The organism is Phenylobacterium sp., from assembly GCF_035569475.1.
GTDB lineage: Bacteria > Pseudomonadota > Alphaproteobacteria > Caulobacterales > Caulobacteraceae > Phenylobacterium.
Genome location: NZ_DATMNA010000009.1, coordinates 1 through 21,700, shown reverse-complemented (window position 1 = coordinate 21,700; position 21,700 = coordinate 1). Strand labels below are relative to the sequence as shown.

Genomic DNA, 21,700 nt, shown 5'->3' with positions numbered 1-21,700 from the left:
AGAACAAGGTTTGCTCAAACCTGCGTCAATGGGGGATGCGGTGACCGAGATCGCACGAGGCCCGGTTCTTCAACGGATATCCGCCCGGGCGGTCCGGCGACTGGACAGCGCCGGGGCGGCCCTGGGCATGGCTGCGGCCTGGGCCTGGGTCGGCGGTCCCGACGCGGCGCTCGGGCCGCTGTGCGCCGCGCCCGGGCCGGCCAATGTCGCGGGCCTTTGGGGCGGCCATGGTCCGCTGATCGGCGGAATGCTGGCCGGATGGCTGCTGGCGGCGGGTGCGGTCGCCGCGGCGCGACGGACGCCGCCGGACGCGCCCCGGCGCATCGCGGCCTCGACGCTGTGTCTTTGCGGGATGCTGGCGGGCATGGAGATCGCGTGCCTCGTCGCGGCGTCCGGTCCAGCCGTGGGCGGCCTCGGCTGCCTTCTGGAGATGCTGGCGGGCATGATCGTGGGCGAAATCCTGGTCGACGAAGCCCTGGCCGTGTGGACGCGCCGCCATGCGTCGCCGGTCGGCGCTTCCGGCCCCTTGAGACAGGCAGGGCATCCATGAGCGCTGAGATCGAGATTTCGACGACCGACGGCCAAGGCCGAGTCTTCCTGACATGGACGCCCGTCAAGGCGAGCGCGCGACTGCTGGCCCCGGCCGCGGCTCCTGTGCGCGTGACGCTCAGTAACGCCGGCGCCGCCGGCGGCGGGCTCGTCACCTTTTACGCAGGGCCCGCCGTCCCAGGCGTCGACCATCTGCAGGTGGACCTGCCCGCCGACGGATCGCCGGTCGATTTCTGGGTCTCCGGGACCTTCGGGCATCCGAGCCTCGACTACGGCGATGCGGTGATCTCGATGTCGGCCGGCGATCCGGCGCCGCTCGCCACCTGCGACCTGATGGTGCGGATCCGCAAGGACGCCATAAAGCTCTCCGATGCGGAGCGCGACCGGTTCCTGGTGGCGATGGGCAAGCTGAACGACGCCGGCAAGGGCCCCTTCAAGGCGTTCCGCGAGATGCACGTCCAGGCCTCGATAAGCGAGGCGCACGGGGGCGCGGCCTTCCCGCCCTGGCATCGATCCTACTTGCTGGACCTGGAGCGCGACCTGCAGGCGGTCGATTCCAGCGTCGCCCTGCCCTACTGGCGCTTCGATGTCCCCGCGCCGGCGCTCTTCGCGCCCGAGTTCCTGGGCATGCCGCCGGCCTCGCAGAGCGCCGGCGATTTCGTCCAGTTCCCGCCGAACCATCCGCTGCTCTTTTGGAAGACCGACAACGTCACCGGGATTCCGCGCCGCCCCTGGTACGACATTCAGCAGGCGCCCCCGACCGTTTTCCAGGGCGGGCCGTGGGTGATCTCCGAGCACGATACGCTCGCGCTTTCCGATCAGTACGCCGCGTTCCGAGGCATGGAGAGCGCTCCGCACGGCATGGCGCACGTGAGTTTCACGGGACCGATCAGCAAGATTCCCACCGCCGCCAGGGATCCCTTGTTCTTCCTCCTGCACGCCAACGTCGACCGCCTCTGGGCCAAGTGGCAGTGGTTCTACAAGCGGCGCGACCCCACCGTCGCAGCCACGTTCTCGCCTTCGCCGCGGATCGGCCACCGCCTCAACGACACCATGTGGCCGTGGAACGGATCGACCACCCCGCCGCGGCCGACCTTCCCGCCGCCGGGCGGAGGCATGGCGGCCTCGGTCCTGACCCCCCTGCCCGGAACCGCCCCGACCGTCCGATCGATGATAGACTACCAGGGGATCAACGGCGGCGACGCCCTGGGCTTCGACTACGACGATGTCCCCTTCGAACGCTGAGACGGCCCGCGATCACAGGAGCGCAGCATGAGCGTGGAAGACTACCGGCGCCGCTACGAGGCCGAGCTGCAGCAGTCCCGCGACGCCGCGGCGAAGGGCCCGGCGCGGGCGCCGCACGAGGTCGCGGCGGCGACCCTGGCGCCGGGCACGGCGGCCGCGGACAGCCTCGATGCGCTTCTGGGCGTGCTGGCCGACGCGACCCGTTCCGACGACGATCGCCGCGCGGCCTTGATCAGCCTGAAGGCCGCCGGCTTCCAACCCGACGCCTTCGCCCCCTACGAGGCGCGGTTTCGCCAGGTTTTGCGGCAGCTCGCCGTCGAGCCCGGGTCGGAGCTGCGCTACGACGCGCTGCAGCACCTGTCCCAGGAGAACGATCCCTTCGTGCAGGAACGCCTGCTGGAGGGGCTGCGCAACCCGGCCACGGCCCTTGTGGCCCCTGCGGCCGCCCTCCAGATGCTGTCCGCCGACGACCATGGGGCGGCCGTCTCCGCGGCGCGCGACGTGCTCTCCGGGTCCTCGGACACCGACGCGCGGGAGGCGGCATTGGGCGTGCTCGCCACCGATCCCACGGCCGAGGATCTCGTGGCCGGCATCATGAACGACAAGTCCGAGTTCCGCGCGGTCCGCCAGGCCGGCGCCGTGGCCCTTCAGGCGCTCAACCCCACGGCCTTTGTAAGCGCCGCCCAGGCGATCGCCGACGATGACGGCGACTACGACGACATCCGCGAGGTCGCGCGCAACGGCTTGCGGATCACCGGCCTCGGCGCCCTGGCATGATCCGGGCCCGTGACCTCGCGGCCCGGCCGCCGGTCACGGCGACGGCCGCGGCGCGCGCGGCCTGGATCGACGACCTGCGCGGCCAGGACCCGGAAGACGGCGTCTGGCCGGAGCTGCTGGCGGAACAGGACCCGCTCTTCGCCGGCCTGTCCGCCAATGACGCCGTACGGCTGCGGGCCCATGTGCTGGGCGGATTCGGCGAACGGCCGCCGCCCGGGATCCTGCCGTTCATCCGCGAGGACCTCACCTACAGCCGCGATCCGCGCGCCGTCGCCGCGGCCGCCGTCGCCCTTCGCCCGTTCGATCTGCCGGACGCCGCGGAGCTGCTGGTCGAAGCCCTCGCCCGGATCCTGCCCCGCGACGATATCGTGGCGGTCGGGCGCTTTGCCGAGCCCTCGCCCTGCTGCGCAGCCACCGCGGCCTCCGAAGTCCTCACGACCCTCGCCGGCCTGGGAGTTCGGGCGAGCGCGCAACGGTCGGCCATCGAAGGCCTCGCGGCCTGGCCCACCCTGGGCGGGCCGGTGGCGGCCGCCGCAGCCAGGGCCCTGGCGCAGATCCCCGAGGCGGCCCCGCCGCCGTGTTGCCGCCAAGCCGCCGGCCCTTCGGCGAAGCCGGATATGCCGCGAAGATCGGTGGCGGCGCTGGCGGGCCTTCAGCTTCAGGACCAGGACGGGGCCGCCTGCGCCTTCGGCGAGACCTTCGCCGGCGCGCCCAGCCTGATCGGGTTCTTCTACACCCGCTGCATGAACCCGGCGAAATGCTCGCTGACCATCTCGCGCCTCGGTGCGTTGAGGCGCGAGATCGCGGCGCTCGATCCAGGCCTGGCGGTCAATATCGCCGGCGTCACCTACGACCCCGACTACGATGCCCCGGCCCGGTTGCGGGCCTTCGGCGAGCCGCGCGGGTTTTCATTCGACCCGCGCACCAAGCTGCTGCGCACCGCCGGGGCGTTCGAGCCTCTGCGGCAAGCCTTCGAACTGGGTGTCGGGTTCGGCCCGGCCACGGTCAACGCCCATCGCCTCGACACCGTGATCCTCGACGGCGACCTCGTCGTCCGCGACCACATCGTCCGATCCGAATGGGACGTGGTCGAACTCGCCGCCCGCCTTCGGGAGCTTGCGCAGGCGCCCGCGAGCGCCGGCCGGTCCTGACCAGCGACTGAGCCGCCGGACCAGGCATTCGTTCGACAGCGAATTTGCCCGCCGGGCCCACCCAATCTTGGACAAGACGCCCCGTCACGCGCGGGTCACCGTCGCCTCGAAGACATAGCCGAGGCCGCGGACCGTGCGGATCATCTGCGCCAGGCCATTGGCGCCGAGCTTGCGGCGCAGCCGGCTGATCTGCACATCGAGCGCGCGGCCGAATATTTCACCATCAGCGCCCGACACGCCCTCGGTGAGGCTGCCGCGGCTCAGGACCTTTCGGGGCGCCGCGGCGAAACGCGACACCAGGGCGACCTCGCCGGCGCTCAGCAAGATCGTCACGCCGTTCGGCCCCAGGATGGCGCGGCGTGGAACATCCAGGGTGAACCCGCCGAACCGGTAGCTCAGCGCGGGCGTCAAGGCGTTGTAATGGGCCCGCCGGCGAAGCACGGCGCGAACGCGCGCCAGCAGCTCGCGCGAGCTGAAGGGCTTGACCAGATAGTCGTCGGCGCCGAGCTCCAAACCGAGCACCCGGTCGACCTCGTCCCCCGCGGCGCTGAGCATGATGATGGGCGGCCCGCGCTCGTCGACGATGCGGCGGCAGATGGAGAGACCGTCTTCGCCGGGCAGGTTCACGTCGAGGAGGATGAGATCGACCTGCGCCGAATCCAGGGACCGATCCATTTCCGCTCCGTCCTTGGCGCAGGCGACCCGGTAGCCTTCATCGCTCAGATAGTCCGCGATGGCGGCGCCCACCGCAGGGTCGTCGTCGACGATGAGGATGGTCGCCGCGGCCGCGTCGTCGGTGCGATCGAGCATCACCCGACCTCGACGGCCGGCCGGGCGGTTGCGAAATGGAGGCTGTGGGACGGCCGCGGCTTCGTCGGCGCCGTCAGCGCCAGCAGCAGGATCACGATCAGCGCGGAGAGCAACACCAACAGCACGACGGTGGCCATCGAGGTGTTGTCGGAAGGCTTGGGCAAATGCGGTCTCCGGGTGCGGGGCGGAAGGCCTCGCCGCCCCGCCCTTCCGGACGAACGCGGCCCAAGGTTCCCGCCATGCCTTTTGGTGCGCCCGCCCCACGGCCACTCGCCGTCGTGGAACAGCATTCCGCAACGTCAATCTTCAGTCGGAAAGGTTCGCCCTGTCGCATCGGCGCGGCCGGGCTATTCGCCGAACCGAATGACCCAAAACCGCCTCGAGGCCGGTCGCCACGTGGCGTGCGACACGGCGGGCCTCCTGCTGGTTCGGCTCGCCGGCGGCGATGCAGAGCGCCGCGGTGCCGCGCCCAAGCGCCCATAAGGCGAACGCCAGGCCGACGCCGTCGTCCGACTGCTGGGAAAGGGCGGCGGCGAAGGTGTTGAACGTCTCCTGCTCGGCGGCGCGGGCTTTGGGGTGCGTGCCGAGAAAGCGCTCGTCGAACATCAGGCGGTAGAGCGCCGGATAGCGGCGCAGGAATCCGAGATAGATGGAGCCATAGGCGTAGACCAGCGGGCGCGGCCGCCTACGCTTGCGCGCCGCGAGGAAGCCTCGCTCCAAGCGCCGGAACCCTTCCGCCGAGACCTCGGCGAGCAGATCGTCCTTGCTCTCGAAGTGGTAGTACAGGCTGGCGGGACCCGTGTTGAGCGCGTCCGCCAGGATGCGCAGGCTGATCCGCTCCGCGCCCTCGGCTTCCACCAGGCGCATGGCGGCGTCCAGCGCGCGGCCCCTGAGCGAGCCGGCGCTGCGGTGATCGGAGCCGCGCCCGCCGGTCGCCGGCATCGGGGTGGCCGCCGAGGCCTGTCCGCCCGCTAGGCCCCTCCCGGATCCGGGGAGACGACGAGGTCCTGGCGATCCTCGTCGCCAGGCAAGGACGCCTCTCCCGCGATGGCCTCGCGCACCGCGCGGGCGCGGCGTGCGGCCAGCAGGTCCCGCTGCGCCGCGTAGAGGTCCGGCGAGGTGCGCTCCAGGCGATCGGTAATCGGAAGGGCCTCGGACCGACCGTTGATAAGGCCGGTGACGCTGACCCCGGCTTTCAAAGCCACGGCGGAACCCGCCGTGACATAGGTGAGGGGATCCAGGAGGCTCCCGAGGATTCCGCCCGTTACGTCCCGCGCGTTGGACGAGCCGAGCAAGGGCACCTGGATCGTCGGGCCGGTGGGCATGCCCCACCGCCCGAAGGTCTGACCCAGATCGGCGCTGTGATGCTTCATGCCCATGCGCTCGCCGACTTCCACGAAGCCGCCGACGCCGACCGTGGAATTCACGAGGAACCGGGCCGAGGTCACGCCGGCGCGGCGGAAGTTGCCCTGCAGGACATCGTTGGCGGCGATCCCGGGCCCCTTCAGGTTTTCACCGAAATTGTGGATGCCGCCACGGACCACATCCGGGACCGATGCGCGCCACGTCCGCGCGACGGGGCGGATCATCGCGTGATCGACGCCGGCGTTCACGGCGAAGACGCCGCGATTGAACCTTTCGGCCGGATCGTTGACCGGCGGCGGCGCCATGTCCGCGGCCCGCGCCGCGTCCTGCGCCAGCAGGGCGATAAGCGCTCCGGCGACGAGCGGACCCGCCCGGCTGGTGCGCCCGGCAAGGCCTGATCCTCGCCCTTGGGCGGCTGCGCGCGGGCGGATCGGATGGTCGAGATCGACGGACATCAAGGCCTCTGAGGAAGTTGCCCGCGCATGACAGCCGAGCTCCCGGGCCGAACTTCGACGTTCGGGTAACGCGAAGGGTTACACGCCTTCGGATCCGCCGTTTTCCCGTCGCAATTCGCCGTCGCTCGTCCGGACCCCGCTGCAAAGGCGGCGATCTGCGAGGCCGCGGTTCTTCAACCGCCTCGCCTTCCCAAGATTCCGATGCGTCCAGGATCGCGTTCGATCCTGATGATGCGGGACGAGCCGACGCGCGGGCGCATCCCACGGCAGGCCGCACGACCTGCGTCGGAGTCCAGGCCCCCATGTCGTCCAGAAATGAAGTTGGCTGGGGAACTAGGACTCGAACCTAGAATGACGGTACCAAAAACCGCAGTGTTACCATTACACCATTCCCCAGCAGGAATGGCCGGAGGGGTCCCCTCGCGGAGGCGGTGAGATAGCGCAGGAGCCCCTGCGATGCAACGCCTCGCACGCCCGTGCAAAGCGGCTCCTGCGCCGCCTTGCGGGGCTCCAACCCCTCCTCTATAAGGCGCCCTCCAAATCGGAGTGTGGCTCAGTCTGGTAGAGCACCGCGTTCGGGACGCGGGGGTCGCAGGTTCAAATCCTGCCACTCCGACCATTTTTCCCGCCGCCAGGGCGGCGAGGATCTTTCCCCACCGGATAGATGCGGAAGTTCCGCCGGTTAGCGCCGGATCGGCGACGGTTGGCGGCTCTCCGGCAGGACTTGTCTACAGCCTAAGGCCAGCCTTGAGGCCGAACCTGAGCGGGCGGACGGCGGCCGGATGGCGCGTCGGGCTCACGCCTTCGGGCCCCTTGCGGCGTGGCCCGGAACCCCCATTTGCGCGCCCATGGCCTACGACACCGCCGAGCGGCCGGACGAGCCGCTCGATCCCTATTCCGCCCAGGTCGTCCACGCCTTCGAGACCGTCGGACCCGCCGTGGTCCACATTGCCGCGCGCCAACCCTCCGGCCGCGGCGGGACGGGCTCCGGGGTGATCTTCGCCCCGGACGGCTACCTGATCACCAACAGCCACGTGGTGGCCGGCGCCGCGGAGCTGACCGCTTCGCTGACCGACGGCCGCAGCCTGCCCGCGCGGCTGGTCGGCGACGACCCGGCCACGGACCTGGCCGTCCTGCGACTGGAGGCCAGCGGCCTGCCGCACGCGAACTTCGGCTCGTCGTCGCGGCTGAGGGTCGGCCAGTTGGCCATCGCCATCGGCAACCCCCTGGGCTTCCAGGCGACCGTCACCGCCGGCATCGTCAGCGCGCTCGGCCGCACCCTGCGCTCGCCGAACGGGCGGCTGATCGAAAGCGTGGTGCAGACCGACGCGCCGCTGAACCCCGGGAACTCCGGCGGCGCGCTCGCCGACGGGCGCGGGCGCGTGATCGGCATCAACACCGCCATCATCGGCGGCGCCCAGGGCCTCTGCTTCGCCATCGGCGCCGACACCGCCGTCGACGTCACGACCCGCATCATGCGCGACGGCAAGGTGCGCCGAACGCGAATCGGGTTGGGCGGCCAGACCACCATGCTGGACGCCCGTCTTGCCGCGCGCCTGCGCCGCGAAGGCTCGGCGGTGATGGTCAACGAGGTGCAGGCCGACGGCCCCGCGGCGCGCGCCGGGCTTGCGGCCGGGGACGTGATCCTGGACTTCGCGGACGCCCCGGTGCTGTCGGTGGACGACCTGCACCGCCGGCTGACCGCCGAGCTGGCCGGCCAGGCGATCCCGGTGCGGGTCATGCGCGGGGCGCACATCCTGAGCTTCGACCTTGTCCCCACGCTCGACTCCTGAACGCCGCCGCCCTGGCATTGTCATCGGCCGCACCCATCTCAGGGCGGTTGGGCGCGAGCGGCGTTCCGACAGGCGTCGAGCGCCGCGCCCAGGACTTGCCGACCCAAGAGGGACAGATAGATGACGAGCAAGGTCTGGTTCATCACCGGAACGTCCAAGGGCTTCGGCCGCATCTGGGCGGAAGCGGCGCTGGCGCGGGGCGACCGGGTCGCGGCGACGGCCCGCGACGTGGGTACGCTTAAGCCGCTTGTCGACCGCTACGGCGACCAGGTCCTGGCGCTTACGCTCGACGTCGATGACAAGGCCGCCGTCGACGCGGCGATCGCGGAGACGATCGCGCGGTTCGGACGGATCGACGTGGCGGTCAACAACGCCGGCTACGGCCTGTTCGGGGCCGTCGAGGAGGTCAGCGAGGCCGAGGCCCGCGCCCAGATGGAGACCAACTTCTTCGGCGCGCTCTGGGTCACGCAAGGCGTCCTGCCGCAGATGCGCGCCCAGGGCTCTGGCCACATCATCCAGGTCTCGTCGATCGGCGGGGTCAACGCCTTCCCGACCATCGGCCTTTACCACGCTTCCAAGTGGGCCCTGGAGGGGTTCAGCCAGTCCCTGGCGGCCGAGGTCGCGCCCCTGGGCGTCAAGGTCACCATCGTCGAGCCGGCCGGGTACGCCACCGACTGGAGCGGGCCCTCCGCCAAGCGGGCCACGCCCATCGCGGCCTATGACGATGTCCGCGCCGTCCGGGCCGCCGCCCGGGCCGCCGCCACGCCCGGCGACCCGGACGCGAGCGGTCCGGCGATCCTGAAGGTGGTCGACGCCGAGGATCCGCCGCTGCGCATCTTCTTCGGAACCGTGGGCCTTCCCATGACGCGCGCCGAGTATGCCCGGCGGATCGAGGCCTGGGAGAAATGGAACGACGTTTCGGTCGAAGCCCAGGGCGACCTGGCCGCGAAGCCGCGCGCTTAGGACTGGCTGGACCTACATCGCCGCGGTCGCGTCTCGGGCGGCCGAGAGCCTGACGCCGCGCGGCACTGGACGAAGCCCCGGCGCCGACTTACATATCGATCAGTATGGAAACCAATGTCCTCCCGGCTCCACGTGGGCGCCCCCGCGAGTTCTGCGTCGACGACGCCCTCGCCGCGGCCCTGCGCGTGTTCTGGACCAAGGGTTACGAGGGAACCTCCCTCACCGACCTGACCGAGGCCATGGGCGTCACCCGGCCCAGCCTCTACGCCGCCTTCGGCAACAAGGAGGCGCTGTTCCGCAAGGCGCTGGACCTCTACGAGCACGACAAGCTGGCCTATGTCGGCGCCGCGCTCGAGGCGCCCACGGCGCGCGGCGTCGCCGAGCGGATGCTGGGCGGCGCGCTCGACCTCCAGCTCAACGGCTCCGATCCGAAGGGCTGCCTTGGGGTCATCAGCTCGGTGGCCTGCGGGAGCGAAGCGCAATCCATCAAGGCCGAGGTGCTGGCGCGCCAGGCCTCCTCCCACGCGGCCCTGTTGCGGCGCTTCGAACAGGCCAAGGCCGAGGGCGATTTCCCCGAGCACATCGATCCCGAAGGCCTGGTCCGCTACCTGACCGCGGTCGGCCAGGGCCTGTGTATCCAGGCGGGGAATGGCGCATCGCCGGAAGAGCTGCGCCGGATCGTCGACACGACCCTGGAGCTCTGGCCCGGGCGTTAAGGCCTGCCATCAGCCCCTGAAGTTTTTCTGTACCGAAAGGTATGGAATGGTCTTGACGCACTGCAACACGACCCCATATTCCCTACTGAACGGTACGAATATAGGGGCGGCCGGACCGGGACGCCCCTCCGTTGTGGAGCGTCCCCATGCCCAATCTGCTTTCCAAGAGCGCGGTGTCCCTTGCCGCCCTGATCCTCGCCGGCTGCGGCGCGGCCGCCCAGACCGCAGCGCCGGCTCCGCCGCCGCCCGCAGTCAACGTCGCGGCGGTCGCCTTCCGCACCCTGCCCCAATGGGACGATTTCACCGGCCGGCTGGAGGCGATCGACAGCGTCGCCCTGCGTCCGCGGGTGGCCGGCGAGATCACCGCGGTGGCCTTCGACGACGGCGCGCGGGTCCACAAGGGCCAGCTCCTCTTCCAGATCGACCCGCGCCCGTTCGTGGCGGAGGTCGACCGGCTCGACTCCGAGACCGAGCGGGCCCGCGCCAAGTCCCAGCTCGCCGCCGCCGACGCTGACCGCGGCCAGCGCCTGCTCGCCCAGTCGGCGATCGCCAAGGAGGAGGCCGAACGCCTGACCTCCGACGCCCGCTCGGCCAAGGCCGACCTCGGCGCCGCCGAGGCGGCCCTGCGCACCGCCCAGCTCAACCTCAGCTTCACCCGCGTGGTCTCGCCGATCGACGGCCGGGTCTCCAAGGCGCTGATCACCCGCGGCAACCTGGTGACGCCTGCCGACCTCCTGACCACCGTGGTCTCGGACGGCCCGATCTATGCGTCCTTCAACACCGACGAGCAAACCTACCTGAAGTACGCCAAGGCCCAGCGCGGCGGCGGCGGCCCGGTCTACATGGGCCTGATGACCGAGCCGGGCTTCCCCCACCAGGGCAAGCTGCATTTCCTCGACAACGCCGTCGACGCCCACTCCGGCACGATCAGCGGCCGGGCGGTGTTCGACAACGCTGACGGCGCCTTCACCCCGGGCCTGTTCGCGCGCGTCCGGCTGGTCAGCCGCGAGGCCCAGTCCGTGGCCCTGGCCCCCGAGCAGGCGCTCGGCACCGACCTCGGCAAGCGCTACGTCCTGGTGCTGGGCGCCGGCAACCACGTGCAGTACCGCCCGGTGACCCTGGGTCGCGCGGTGGGCGAGTATCGCGTCATCCTGGCGGGCCTGCAGCCGGGCGAGAAGATCGTCACCAGCGGCCTGCAGAAGGTGAAACCCGGCGACGTGGTCACCCCGCAGTTGGTCGCCGCGCCCATGAACACCGCCGAGCTGGCGGCCCTGCAGCCGACCGGCTGATCGCCCAGCCACCACGGCCCCTTTGGACCGGACGCGCCTGACCAGGGCGCGTCCGGAGCCTTCAACTCACCCTGATCGGCGCCTTGCCATGACCTTTTCCGACTTCTTCGTCAGCCGCCCGCGCTTCGCCGTCGTGCTTTCGATCATCATCTTCGTGGCCGGCCTGATCGCGCTGCCGATACTGCCGATCGGCGAGTACCCCGAGGTGGTGCCGCCGACGGTCGTGGTGCGCACCAGCTTCGCCGGCGCCGAAACCAGCGTCATCGCCGACACGGTGGCCGCGCCCCTGGAGCAGTCGATCAACGGCGTCGAGGGGATGCTCTACCAGTCGTCCCAGTCGACGCCGGACGGCGCCATGACGCTGACCGTGACCTTCGCGCTCGGCACCGACCCCGACAAGGACCAGACCCTCGTCCAGAACCGTGTCGCCCAGGTGCTCTCCAAGCTGCCGCAGGAAGTGCAGCGGGTGGGCGTCACCACCACCAAGGCCTCGCCGACCCTTGTCGAGGTCGTGAACCTCACCTCCGACGACGGCCGCTACGACACCAGCTACCTGGCCAGCTACGCCCAGCTCCACATCAAGGACGCGCTGACCCGCGGCTACGGCGTGGGCGACGTGCAGATGTTCGGCCAGGGGCCGTACTCCATGCGCATCTGGCTCGACCCCGAAAAGCTCGCCTCGCGCGGCATGACGCCAGGCGACGTGGTGGCCGCGCTGCGCGAACAGAACGTCCAGGTGGCCGCCGGCCAGGTGGGCGCCCCGCCGGCCCCCGGCCAGGCCGGCTTTCAGATCTCGGTGAACACCCAGGGCCGCCTGGAGACCGAGCAGCAGTTCGGCGAGATCATCATCCGCGCCGGGCCCAACGGCGAGATCAGCCACCTGCGCGACGTGGCCCGCATCGAGCTGGGCTCCGACAGCTATGCGCTGCGCGCCCTGTTGGACAACAAGCCGGCCATGGCGCTGCCGATCTTCCAGCGCCCCGGCACCAACGCCCTGAAGATGGCGGACGGCGTCAAGGCGACGATGGACAGCCTCGCCAAGGACTTCCCGCAAGGGGTCCACTATCACATCGTCTACGACACCACCGGCTTCGTGCATGAGTCCATCAACGCGGTGGTGCACACCCTCTTCGAGGCCCTGATCCTCGTCGTCCTGGTGGTGATCCTCTTCCTGCAGAAGTGGCGCGCCTCGATCATCCCGCTGGCGGCCGTGCCGGTCAGCCTGGTGGGGACGCTGGCGGTGCTGCTGGCCCTGGGCTTCGGCCTCAACGCCCTGACCCTGTTCGGCCTGGTGCTGGCCATCGGCATCGTCGTCGACGACGCCATCGTGGTGGTCGAGAACGTCGAGCGGAACATCGCGCTCGGCCTCAGCCCCGTCGAGGCCACCCGCAAGGCCATGCGCGAGGTCACCGGGCCGATCGTCTCCACCGCGCTCGTGCTGTGCGCGGTCTTCGTGCCGACCGCCTTCATCACCGGCCTGACCGGCCAGTTCTATCGGCAGTTCGCGCTGACCATCGCCATCTCCACGGTGATCTCGGCCTTCAATTCGCTGACCCTGTCGCCGGCCCTGGCCGCGGTGCTGCTGCGCGCGCACGACGCCCCGAAGGACCGCCTCGAACAACTCATCGACCGCACCTTCGGCTGGCTGTTCAAGCCGTTCAACCGGGCCTTCTCGGCCCTGTCGCACTCCTACGTCGGCGGCGTCAGCCGGCTGGTGGGCCGCAGCTCCATCGCGTTGGTGCTCTACGGCCTGCTGATCGGCCTGACGGTCTTCTCCTTCGCCAAGACCCCCGGCGGCTTCGTGCCGCAGCAGGACAAGCTCTACCTGATCGGCATCGCCCAGCTCCCCGACGCGGCCACCATCGACCGCAGCGACGCGGTGATCCGCAAGATGAGCGCCATCGCGCTGAAGACACCGGGCATCACCCACGCCGTGGGCTTCCCCGGCCTGTCGGTGAACGGCGTCGTCAACAGCCCGAACGCCGGCGCGCTCTTCATGCCGATGGACGGCTTCGACAAGCGCAAGGGTAAGGGCCAGTCGGTCGAGGCGCTGGCCGCGGACCTGAACCAGAAGTTCGCCGCCATCCCCGACGCGACCATCGCCGTCTTTCCGCCGCCGCCTATCCAGGGCCTCGGCACCATCGGCGGGTTCCGCATGCAGATCGAGGACCGCGCGGGCCTGGGCTCCGACGCCCTCTACCAGGCGACCCAGCGGATCGTCGCGGCGGCCGCCAAGGACCCGGCGCTCACCGGCGTCTTCTCCGGCTACCAGATCGGGGTGCCCAAGATCCGCGCCGACGTGGACCGCGAGAAGGCCCGCGCCCAGGGCGTGTCCCTGACCGACCTCTTCGAGACCATGCAGGTCTATCTGGGCTCGCTCTACGTCAACGACTTCAACCGGTTCGGCCGCACCTATCCGGTGACCGTCCAGGCTGACCAGCGCTTCCGGCTCCAACCGGAGGACCTGCTGCGGCTGCAGACCCGCAACGGCGCTGGCCAGATGATCCCGCTCGGCGCCTTCGTCACCACCCATGAGACCACCGGGCCGGAGCGGACCGCGCACTACAACGGCCTGCTCACCGCGGAGATCAGCGGCGCCCCCTCGGCCGGCCACTCGACCGGCGAGGCCCAGAAGGCGCTGGAGACCATCGCCGCGCGCGAGCTGCCCGCCGGCATGGGCTTCGAATGGACCGAGCTGACCTACCAGCAGATCCTGGCGGGCAACACCGCGGTCCTAGTCTTCCCGATCTGCGTGCTCCTGGCCTTCCTGGTGCTGGTCGCCCAGTACGAGAGCTGGAGCCTGCCGCTGGTGGTCATCCTGATCGTGCCCATGTGCCTGCTCTGCGCGCTGACCGGCGTCTGGCTGACCCACGGCGACAACAACGTCTTCACCCAGATCGGGCTGATCGTGCTGGTGGGGCTGGCCTGCAAGAACGCCATCCTGATCGTCGAGTTCGCCCGCGAGCGGGAGCACGAAGGCGAGAGCCTGATACAGGCGATCCTCGACGCCTGCCGCCTGCGCCTGCGCCCGATCCTGATGACCTCGCTCGCCTTCATCATGGGGGTCTTCCCCCTGGCGGTGGCGACCGGCGCCGGCTCGGAGATGCGCCGCGCCATGGGCGTCGCGGTCTTCTCCGGCATGCTCGGCGTCACCCTGTTCGGCCTGGCCTTCACGCCCGTTTTCTACTGGACCGTCCGCCGCCTGACCGGGGCCCGCGGCGACTGGGGCAAGGCCCGCAGGGCGCGCCAGGCGATCCCGGCCGATCCCGTTCCAGCCGCGTCGACATCGAAAGTCTGAGCCGAACCATGAGCCTGCTTCGAACCCTTGCCCTCTCGGCGTCGGCCCTGGTCCTGGCGGCCTGCGCCGTCGGGCCCCGCTACCACGCGCCCAGCCCCGCGCCGGTGGCGCTCACCACCCTCGACCCACACCTCACCGCCGCGGCGCAACCCGCGCCGGCCGGCTGGTGGCGGGCGTTCGGCGACCCGGAGCTGGACATCCTGGTCGACCGGGCGCTCGCCTCCAATCTCGACGTCCGCATCGCGGTGGACCGGGTGCGCGAGGCCCGCGCCCTGTTCCGCGACGCCGAGCTGGACTTCGCCCCGCGCGTCACCACCGACGCCACCCTGGTCCGCAGCAAGGAACAGGCGCCCGGGTTCAGCACCCGCCGCGTCGACATCAAGCAGGTGGACATCGGCTTCGACGCCGCCTGGGAGATCGACCTCTTCGGCCGGGTCCGCCACCAGGTGGAGTCCGCCCGCGCCGACGCGGAGGCCGCCCGCGCGGACCTCGGCTTCGCCCAGGTCACCGTCGCCGCCGAGGTGGCCCGGAACTACCTCGAGCTGCGCGGAGCCCAGACCCGCCGCGCCGTGGCCGAGGAGAACGCCCGCACCCAGCGCGACACCCTGCGCCTCACCGAGGTGCGCTATCAGATCGGTCCCGGCGACCCGGTGGACGTGGAAAGCGCGCGCGCCCGGCTGAACGCCACCGAGGCGGTCATCCCCGCGCTCCGCACCGCCGAGGCCCAGGCCGCCCACCGGCTGGCCGTGCTGGTCGGCCAGCGGCCCGGCGCGCTCGACGCCGAGCTCGCCGCGCCCCCGGCCGCGCCTGCCCAGACGGCCGCCCCGACCGCCATCCCGATCGGCGACGCCACGGACTTCCTGCGCCGCCGCCCGGATGTCCAGGCCGCCGAGCGCCGCCTCGCCGCCGAGACCGCGCGCACCGGCGTCGCCACCGCCGACCTCTTCCCGCGGGTCAGCGTCACCGGCTTCGTGGGCTTCCTCTCCGGCGACCTCTCCAGCCTGTTCAAGGGCGGCAGCCGCGCCTGGGCGGTCAGCCCCACGATCACTTGGCCCGGCCTCGACATCGGCGGCGCCCACGCCCGCCTGCGGGCCCAGCAGGCCCGCGGCGACGAGAGCCTGGCGCAATACGACCAGACGGTCCTGCGCGCCATCGAGGACCTGCAGAACGCCCTGGTGGCCTATCGCGAGCGGCAGGTGCAGGTGGTGAGCCTCACGCAGCAGGTGGAGGCCTCGCGCCGCGCCGCCGACCTGGCGCACATCCGCTACCGGGAGGGCCGCATCGACTTCCTGCGCGTGCTGGACGCCGAGCGCACCCGGCTGAGCGCCGAGGACGACCTGGCCCAGGCCCAGACCGCCGCCAACGTCGACGTGGTGTCGATCTACAAGGCCCTCGGCGGTGACGTCGCCGAGGGGACCCGAACGCCGCACGCCTGATCCCATCGGCCCCGGAGCCTTCCCCCCTCCGGAGCCGTCCCGGCGCTCCGCGGCCCCCCGCCGGAGCGCCGGGAACCCCTCGCCGCGCGGCCGCGCTTCCCGCCGCCGAAATAGTATGCGAGACGCGGACCCAGGACTTAGGCAGTCTCTGTCCCAGATGGCGCGTGCGAACCTCAGATGAAGCAGTTCCTGATCACCGCGGCCGGAGTCTTCGCGGGCCTGCTGATCTTCCTGATCGGCGTGCCCTTCGTACTGATCTCCATGGCCGCCGCAGCCGCTGGCCCGGCGCCGACCCCGTCCAAGGCGGTGCTGGAGCTCGACCTGCGCGACCCGCTCACCGACCAGTCGCCGCAGAACACCCTGGCCAGCTTCGCCCGCCGCGGCCACTCGGCCATGTCGATCCTCGAAGGCTTGCGGCGCGCCGAGACCGACGACCGCATCAAGGCGGTGCTGGTGCGCCTGCCGGAGGGCGGGGTCGAGCCCGGCCTCGCCGACGAACTGCGCCTGGGCCTCAAGCACTTCCGCGCCTCCGGCAAGCCGGTGATCGCCCACAGCCAGGGGCTCTATCCGTCGGGCTTCGTCACCGCCAGCTACATGATCGGCGCCGCCGCCGACGAACTCTGGATGCAGCCCGGCGCCTCGTTCCAGGTCACCGGCCTGGCCAACGAGGATCTGTTCTTCAAGCGGCTGTTCGACAAGTACGGCGTCAAGCCCGACTACGAGCAGCGCTACGAGTACAAGAACGCCGTCAACGGCTACCTCTACGACGACTACACCCCGGCCCACCGGGAGGCGGAGCTGAGCTGGCTGGGCTCGATCTACGCCACCGACATCGCCGCCGCGGCCGGCGACCGCAAGCTCGACCCTGCGGTGCTCAAGACTTCGCTGGAGGCCGGCCCCTACCTGGCCGAGGACGCCGTCGGCCTGCACCTGATCGACCATGTCGGCCAGGTGCACGAGGCGCAGCAGGCGCTGATCAAGCGGGCCGGCGAGGGCGCCCAGATGGTCGACTTCGAGGACTACGCCCACGGCCGCCCGCCGCGCGAGCGCGGAATCGGCCCCGCCGTGGCGGTCATCGAGGCCGAGGGCGACATCGTCGACGGCAAGGACCAGGGCGGCAATCCGTTCCGCGGCGGCTCCAGCATCTATGCCGACGACCTCTCCCAGGCCTTCTACGACGCCATCAAGGCCAAGGACGTGAAAGCCATTGTCCTGCGGCTCAATTCGCCCGGCGGCTCCGACACCGCCTCCGAAGAAATCCTGGCCTCGATCCGCGCGGCCAAGGCCGCCGGCAAGCCGGTCGTGGTCTCCATGGGGACCTATGGCGCTTCCGGCGGCTACTGGATCTCCTCGGAGGCCTCGGCCATCGTCGCCGAGCCGTCCACGCTCACCGGCTCGATCGGGGTGTTCGGCGGCAAGTTCGCGCTGGGCCCGGCGCTGGCCAAGTTCGGCGTCGACGTGCGCCAGTTGGGCGTGGGCTCGTCCTACGCCGGCGCCTTCGGCCTCGGCCGCGAGTTCAGCCCGGCGGAGCGGGCGGCCTTCTCCAGGTGGATGGACCGCATCTACGACAACTTCGTCCAGCGGGTGGCCATCGGCCGCAAGCTCTCGCCCGACCGCGTGCGCCAGATCGCCAAGGGCCACGTCTGGACCGGCGCCCAGGCCAAGGACCTGGGCCTGGTCGACCAGGTCGGCGGCTTCTACGACGCGGTGGACAAAGCCAAGACCCTGGCCGGCATCTCCGGCGAGGCGCGCCTGAAGCGCATGTCGCCCTCCAACTCGCCCTTCGAGGCGGTGCAGAAGATGCTGGGCGTCTCGGCGACCTCGGCGCGCACCCTGGCGGCGGCGGCCTGGGTGTTCGGCGATCCCCGCGCCCAACAGGTCATGGACGAACTCGCCCAGGCCCGCCTGCGCAGCCAGGGCGCCATGGTGCTCGCGCCCACGCGGGTTCACTAGGGTCGACGCCACCGCTTGAGACTCCGCACCAGCGGAGGCTCAGTCGTTTGACCATCAAGATCGCCAAGGCCCTCGTGGGCGCGGAAACGCGGCGCTCCCAATGCCAACGCCTCTTGGCGTTCTTGGTGTTCTTGGCGGTTCAAGACAAAGGCGCCTGCTGTGCAGGCCTCACAGGACAAGCGCCGCAACCCTTTTCCAGGCTGGACCTAAAGCCGCCCCTGGAGCGCGGCCTTGGGCGTCCGCTCGCCGGGCAGGGCCGGAGTGAAGACGACGACCTTGCGGCCGAAATCGAGCGCCACCTCGTGGAAATGGCGCAGCACGTCGATGCCGATCAGGATCGCCGGCTGATCGTTGAGCTTCCACAGGTCGAAGATGTGCAGGTCGGCGAAGACGCCCAGCACCTCGTAGATCTGCATCCCGCCCAGCCGCAGCACCGGCAGGGGCGCGAATTCCCCCATGGCCGTCTGGCCAGTGGCGCTGATCAGCGGCACCGGCGCGAGCCGCACCCCGAACTCCGGGTGGCTATGCACCACCGCGTCGCGCAGCACGCGGTTGCCCACCGTCACCTGCGCCCCGGAATCGATGAAGGCCGAGACCCTCACATTGCCCACCTGGGCGTCGAGGATCACGAGCTGGCCGTTGCGGTAGGCGGCGCTCACCGGGATCGGGGCGTTGTAGGCCGGGATCCGCGAATTGCGCCCCTCGCCCACCTCCACGCCCTGGCCCGAGGGGGCGATCTCGAAGCGGTTCTCGGCGAACTGCAGCGACATCCGCCGGCCGCGCAGGATGTCCACGCCCAGCAGGCCGTCGGCCCCCAGCCGCTCGCGCCCTAGCATCGGCAGGGTGAGGTCCCGGGAGGTGACCGCGCCCACGGCCAGCCGGCGCACCGCCGCCAGGCCGGCGGGCTCCGCGCCGGCGATGCCGTGCACCTCGGCCTGCCCCGCGCCCGGCAGGCCGCAGGCCGCCGCCGCCTCGGTGGAGACCACGGTGCGGTTGGCGCCGGTGTCGACCACGAAGCCGAAGGGCCCAAGGCCGTTCAGCATCACCGGCACGGTCATCCGCTTGGCCTTGTCGAAGGCGGTCTCCAGCGTCGCGACGCCGTCCGGCGGGGCCGGCTGCGCCACCGGTCCGGTGTCGGTGAGGTTGATCGAGATCAGCCGCCGCGCGGCGGGCGAGGCGCAGGCGCCCAGCAACGCGGGCGCGAGCGCGGCGGCGAGGCCGCGCCTGGACCATCCTTGCCCTGACATTCCGACTCCCTTTGCAGCGAGCTTGCGCGCAGGGCGCGCAAAGCGGAAGCCGGTTGCGACGAACGCGGGGCGTCCCGAGGCCGGCGGCCCGATCCCGCCTTGCCCCTGCCCGCCGGGCTTGGCATCAATCGGCCATGCCCCAACCCCCGAACACCGACGTGGCCGCCGACCTGCAGGCCGCCTGGAACGAGGCCGCGCGGGCCCTGCGCGAAGGCCGCGGCGCCGAGGCCGAGGGCCACTTCCAGGCCATCGTCGCGGCGGGTCAGGCGACGCCCGCGGTGTGGGTGGGCATCGCGCTCGCCCGGCGCGGCTCGGGCGACCTGGCGGGCGAGCGGGAGGCGCTGGAGGCCGCGCTGCGGCTCGACCCGCGCGAGATGCGCGCGCTGATCATGATGGCCGACCACCACGCCGCGGCCGGCGACGCGCGGGCGGCGGATTCCTACTACCTCGCCTTCGCCAGGCTGGCCGAGACCGGCGGCGACCCCGCCTGGCAGGCCGAGGCGAAGCGGGCCCGGGCGATGATCGCCCGGTTCGCCGCCGCCTATGAGGAGCAGTTGCGCCACAAGCTGGCGCCCCACGCCCTTGACCAGCCGCAGGGCCGCCGCATGCGCCGCTCGCTCGACCTCCTGCTCGGCAAGTCGGAGATCTACCTGCAGCAGCCGCGGCACTTCTATTTCCCGGAGCTGCCCAACATCGAATACGCCGACCGCGAAGCCTTCCCCTGGCTGGACCGGGTCGAGGCGGCCACCGGCGATATCCGCGCCGAGCTGCTGCGGGTGTTGCAGGAGGACGGGGCGTTTTCGCCCTATGTCGAGGCCGAGCCGAACCGGCCGAGCTTCAACGACAACGGCATGATCGGGAACCCCGACTGGAGCGCCTTCTACCTGTGGAAGGCCGGCGCACCGGTGGCCGAGAACGTCGCCCGCTGCCCCGCCGCCATGGCCGCGCTCGCCGAGGCGCCGCTCTGCCGCATTCCCGGGCGGACGCCCTCGATCCTGTTCTCGCTGCTGCGGCCGGGCATGCACATCGCCCCGCACCATGGCTTCATGAACGCCCGCTACATCTGCCACCTGCCGCTGATCGTGCCGGAGGGCTGCGCCATGCGGGTGGGGTCTGAGACCCGCGCCTGGACCGAGGGCCGGGCCTGCGTCTTCGACGACAGCATCGAGCACGAGGCCTGGAACCGGAACCCCGACCAACTGCGCGTGGTGATGATCTTCGACGTCTGGCGCCCGGAGCTGTCGCCCGCCGAATGCGACTTCGTCTCCTCCGTGCTGCAGGCCGTCGACACCTACGGGGCGGACGCCACCCTCCCCTGAGGCCGGATCGGCGTTCAGCTTGAGCGCATCGCGCCCGGTCAAAGAAAAAGGGCGGCGGATCGCTCCGCCGCCCGATCTCTTTTGACGCGTGACCTTCGACTTAGAAGTCGGCGGTCAGGCCCACGTACATGTAGCGGCCGAGCGAGTCGTAGACCTGCGGGAAGGTGTTCCCGTTGCAGAAGGTCGCGGCGCAGTTGGTGCCGGTCAGCGGCGGGTCCTTGTCGAACACGTTGTTCACGCCGACCCGGAAGTTCAGGTTGTTGTGCACCGTGAAGTTCGCCGACAGGTCGATGTAGTTCTGGGCGGCGAGCGACTGCTCGTTCGCGAACTGGTTGCCGGGGTTGTTGAGCTGCGGATTGGCGTTGTAGGCGTCGAGCGTCACCTTGGCGAAGTAGCGCCACTGGGCCCGGAAGCTCAGGCTCTTGAACCAGTCGCCGTACGAGTACGGGGTGTTCCAGGTCAGCGAAGCCTTGTGGCGCCAGGCCGGAGCCGGCACGCCGCAGGTCAGTCCGTAGAGCCCCTTACAGTCGTAGGAGGCGCCGCCCGGCAGGGGCTGGGTGATCAGGGTGTCCAGCCAGGTGCCGACCATGGTGGCCGAGATCGAGCCGTTGTCGCCGAGGCCCAGGCTCGCCAGGTCGGTGCGGTAGGAGACGTTCACGTCGACGCCGGTGGTCTGCAGCGAGCCGGTGTTGAGCGTGGTGTCCTGCACGAAGCCCTGGTTCGACAGGAACAGCGAGCCGTTCGCGTCGCGGTGCACCAGGTTGCAGAAGGTCGGGTTCGCAGTGGCGACGCACTGGTTGATGATCAGGTTGGACCCCAGGCCGGCGATGAACTGGTCGACCTTGATGTTGAAGTAGTCGAACGAGACGTTCAGGCCCGGCACGAACTTCGGCTGGAACACGACGCCCGCGGTGTAGGTGTCGCTGACCTCCGGCTTCAGGTTCGGGTTGCCGCCGGTCTGGCCGTTGTACTGGTTGGCCGGGTTGGGCTCGATGGCCAGCACCTGGGCGGTGGTCAGGTGGAAGATGTTGGCGCAGGTGGCGACCAGCGGGTTGCCCGCCTTCAGGCCGGCGCAGGGGTCGACGTTGCCGTCGAGCACGACGTTCTGCGGGGCGTAGAGCTCGTTGATGTTCGGGGCGCGGACGGCGCGGTTGTAGCCGGCGCGGAAGCGCAGGCCGTCGATCACTTCCCAGTCGCCGGCCACCTTGTAGGTGTTGGTGTTGCCGACCGAGGAATAGTCCGAGAAGCGGTAGCCCAGCTCCAGCGAGACGTCCTTGGCGAAGGGCATGTCGTTGATCAGCGGCACGCGGGCTTCGCCGAACAGTTCGTAGACG

The 21,700-nt window shown here is 70.7% G+C and carries 18 protein-coding genes and 2 tRNA genes; 13 read left to right on the top strand and 7 right to left on the bottom strand.

The genetic code is table 11. The annotated features are described in order from the left end of the window. The first annotated feature begins 127 nt into the window (after positions 1 to 127). Genes VNW53_RS01125 through VNW53_RS01110 form a run of 4 tightly spaced genes read left to right on the top strand, consistent with a single transcriptional unit; the run spans position 128 to position 3,722 of the window. Positions 128 to 550, top strand: coding sequence for a hypothetical protein (locus tag VNW53_RS01125; RefSeq protein ID WP_325553031.1), 423 nt, complete (start codon positions 128 to 130; stop codon positions 548 to 550). Further along, the gene (locus VNW53_RS01120; RefSeq protein ID WP_325553029.1) at positions 547 to 1,794 is read left to right on the top strand and encodes a tyrosinase family protein; all 1,248 of its coding nucleotides are present in this window, start codon (positions 547 to 549) and stop codon (positions 1,792 to 1,794) included. Before VNW53_RS01125 ends, VNW53_RS01120 begins: the two co-directional genes overlap by 4 nt. Positions 1,795 to 1,821: 27 nt before the next feature. Next, positions 1,822 to 2,571 carry a hypothetical protein gene (locus tag VNW53_RS01115; protein ID WP_325553027.1) on the top strand — a complete coding sequence of 250 codons (750 nt, stop codon included), beginning with the start codon at positions 1,822 to 1,824 and terminating at the stop codon, positions 2,569 to 2,571. Beyond that, positions 2,568 to 3,722 carry an SCO family protein gene (locus VNW53_RS01110; protein ID WP_325553025.1) on the top strand — a complete coding sequence of 385 codons (1,155 nt, stop codon included), beginning with the start codon at positions 2,568 to 2,570 and terminating at the stop codon, positions 3,720 to 3,722. Before VNW53_RS01115 ends, VNW53_RS01110 begins: the two co-directional genes overlap by 4 nt. 84 nt (positions 3,723 to 3,806) lie before the next feature. On the opposite strand, the gene VNW53_RS01105 is transcribed toward VNW53_RS01110, so the two are convergent. The 5 genes from VNW53_RS01105 to VNW53_RS01085 all read right to left on the bottom strand — a co-directional run bounded on the left by VNW53_RS01105 (position 3,807) and on the right by VNW53_RS01085 (position 6,748). Next, positions 3,807 to 4,532 (bottom strand): response regulator transcription factor, encoded by a 726-nt coding sequence (locus VNW53_RS01105; protein ID WP_325553024.1) that lies wholly within the window; start codon positions 4,530 to 4,532, stop codon positions 3,807 to 3,809. Beyond that, the gene (locus VNW53_RS01100) at positions 4,532 to 4,696 is read right to left on the bottom strand and encodes a hypothetical protein (RefSeq protein ID WP_325553022.1); all 165 of its coding nucleotides are present in this window, start codon (positions 4,694 to 4,696) and stop codon (positions 4,532 to 4,534) included. Before VNW53_RS01100 ends, VNW53_RS01105 begins: the two co-directional genes overlap by 1 nt. Positions 4,697 to 4,838: 142 nt before the next feature. Beyond that, complete coding sequence (locus tag VNW53_RS01095) at positions 4,839 to 5,474, bottom strand: TetR/AcrR family transcriptional regulator (protein ID WP_325553020.1); 636 nt, start codon at positions 5,472 to 5,474, stop codon at positions 4,839 to 4,841. A 29-nt stretch (positions 5,475 to 5,503) separates the two neighbouring features. Continuing rightward, complete coding sequence (locus VNW53_RS01090; RefSeq protein ID WP_325553018.1) at positions 5,504 to 6,352, bottom strand: VacJ family lipoprotein; 849 nt, start codon at positions 6,350 to 6,352, stop codon at positions 5,504 to 5,506. A gap of 322 nt (positions 6,353 to 6,674) precedes the next feature. Then, positions 6,675 to 6,748, bottom strand: a tRNA-Gln gene (locus tag VNW53_RS01085). A 146-nt stretch (positions 6,749 to 6,894) separates the two neighbouring features. Between VNW53_RS01085 and VNW53_RS01080 the strand changes: the two genes are divergently transcribed. The 8 genes from VNW53_RS01080 (at position 6,895) to sppA (ending at position 17,800) form a co-directional block, all read left to right on the top strand. Beyond that, positions 6,895 to 6,971 (top strand) — tRNA-Pro (locus VNW53_RS01080). Positions 6,972 to 7,200: 229 nt separating this feature from the next. After that, on the top strand, positions 7,201 to 8,145 hold the full coding sequence (locus tag VNW53_RS01075) for a S1C family serine protease (RefSeq protein WP_325553016.1): 945 nt from the start codon (positions 7,201 to 7,203) through the stop codon (positions 8,143 to 8,145). Positions 8,146 to 8,265: 120 nt separating this feature from the next. After that, the gene (locus tag VNW53_RS01070) at positions 8,266 to 9,108 is read left to right on the top strand and encodes an SDR family oxidoreductase (protein ID WP_325553015.1); all 843 of its coding nucleotides are present in this window, start codon (positions 8,266 to 8,268) and stop codon (positions 9,106 to 9,108) included. 104 nt (positions 9,109 to 9,212) lie between these two features. Further along, positions 9,213 to 9,824 carry a TetR/AcrR family transcriptional regulator gene (locus VNW53_RS01065; RefSeq protein ID WP_325553014.1) on the top strand — a complete coding sequence of 204 codons (612 nt, stop codon included), beginning with the start codon at positions 9,213 to 9,215 and terminating at the stop codon, positions 9,822 to 9,824. Positions 9,825 to 9,970: 146 nt separating this feature from the next. After that, positions 9,971 to 11,113: an efflux RND transporter periplasmic adaptor subunit gene (locus tag VNW53_RS01060; RefSeq protein WP_325553013.1), complete on the top strand. Its 1,143-nt coding sequence runs from the start codon at positions 9,971 to 9,973 to the stop codon at positions 11,111 to 11,113. Between the two features lie 88 nt (positions 11,114 to 11,201). Then, positions 11,202 to 14,411 (top strand): multidrug efflux RND transporter permease subunit, encoded by a 3,210-nt coding sequence (locus tag VNW53_RS01055; RefSeq protein ID WP_325553011.1) that lies wholly within the window; start codon positions 11,202 to 11,204, stop codon positions 14,409 to 14,411. Between the two features lie 8 nt (positions 14,412 to 14,419). After that, on the top strand, positions 14,420 to 15,847 hold the full coding sequence (locus VNW53_RS01050; RefSeq protein WP_325553010.1) for an efflux transporter outer membrane subunit: 1,428 nt from the start codon (positions 14,420 to 14,422) through the stop codon (positions 15,845 to 15,847). Positions 15,848 to 16,024: 177 nt separating this feature from the next. Next, the gene (gene sppA, locus VNW53_RS01045; protein WP_325553009.1) at positions 16,025 to 17,800 is read left to right on the top strand and encodes a signal peptide peptidase SppA; all 1,776 of its coding nucleotides are present in this window, start codon (positions 16,025 to 16,027) and stop codon (positions 17,798 to 17,800) included. A gap of 206 nt (positions 17,801 to 18,006) precedes the next feature. Here sppA and VNW53_RS01040 read toward each other — a convergent pair whose 3' ends face one another. After that, the gene (locus VNW53_RS01040) at positions 18,007 to 19,047 is read right to left on the bottom strand and encodes an aspartyl protease family protein (RefSeq protein ID WP_325553007.1); all 1,041 of its coding nucleotides are present in this window, start codon (positions 19,045 to 19,047) and stop codon (positions 18,007 to 18,009) included. A gap of 134 nt (positions 19,048 to 19,181) precedes the next feature. Between VNW53_RS01040 and VNW53_RS01035 the strand changes: the two genes are divergently transcribed. Then, positions 19,182 to 20,366, top strand: a complete 1,185-nt coding sequence (locus VNW53_RS01035; RefSeq protein ID WP_325553006.1) for an aspartyl/asparaginyl beta-hydroxylase domain-containing protein — start codon at positions 19,182 to 19,184, stop codon at positions 20,364 to 20,366. Positions 20,367 to 20,466: 100 nt separating this feature from the next. Here VNW53_RS01035 and VNW53_RS01030 read toward each other — a convergent pair. Beyond that, a partial coding sequence (locus tag VNW53_RS01030; RefSeq protein ID WP_325553005.1) for a TonB-dependent receptor domain-containing protein occupies positions 20,467 to 21,700 on the bottom strand: 1,234 nt, incomplete at its 5' end.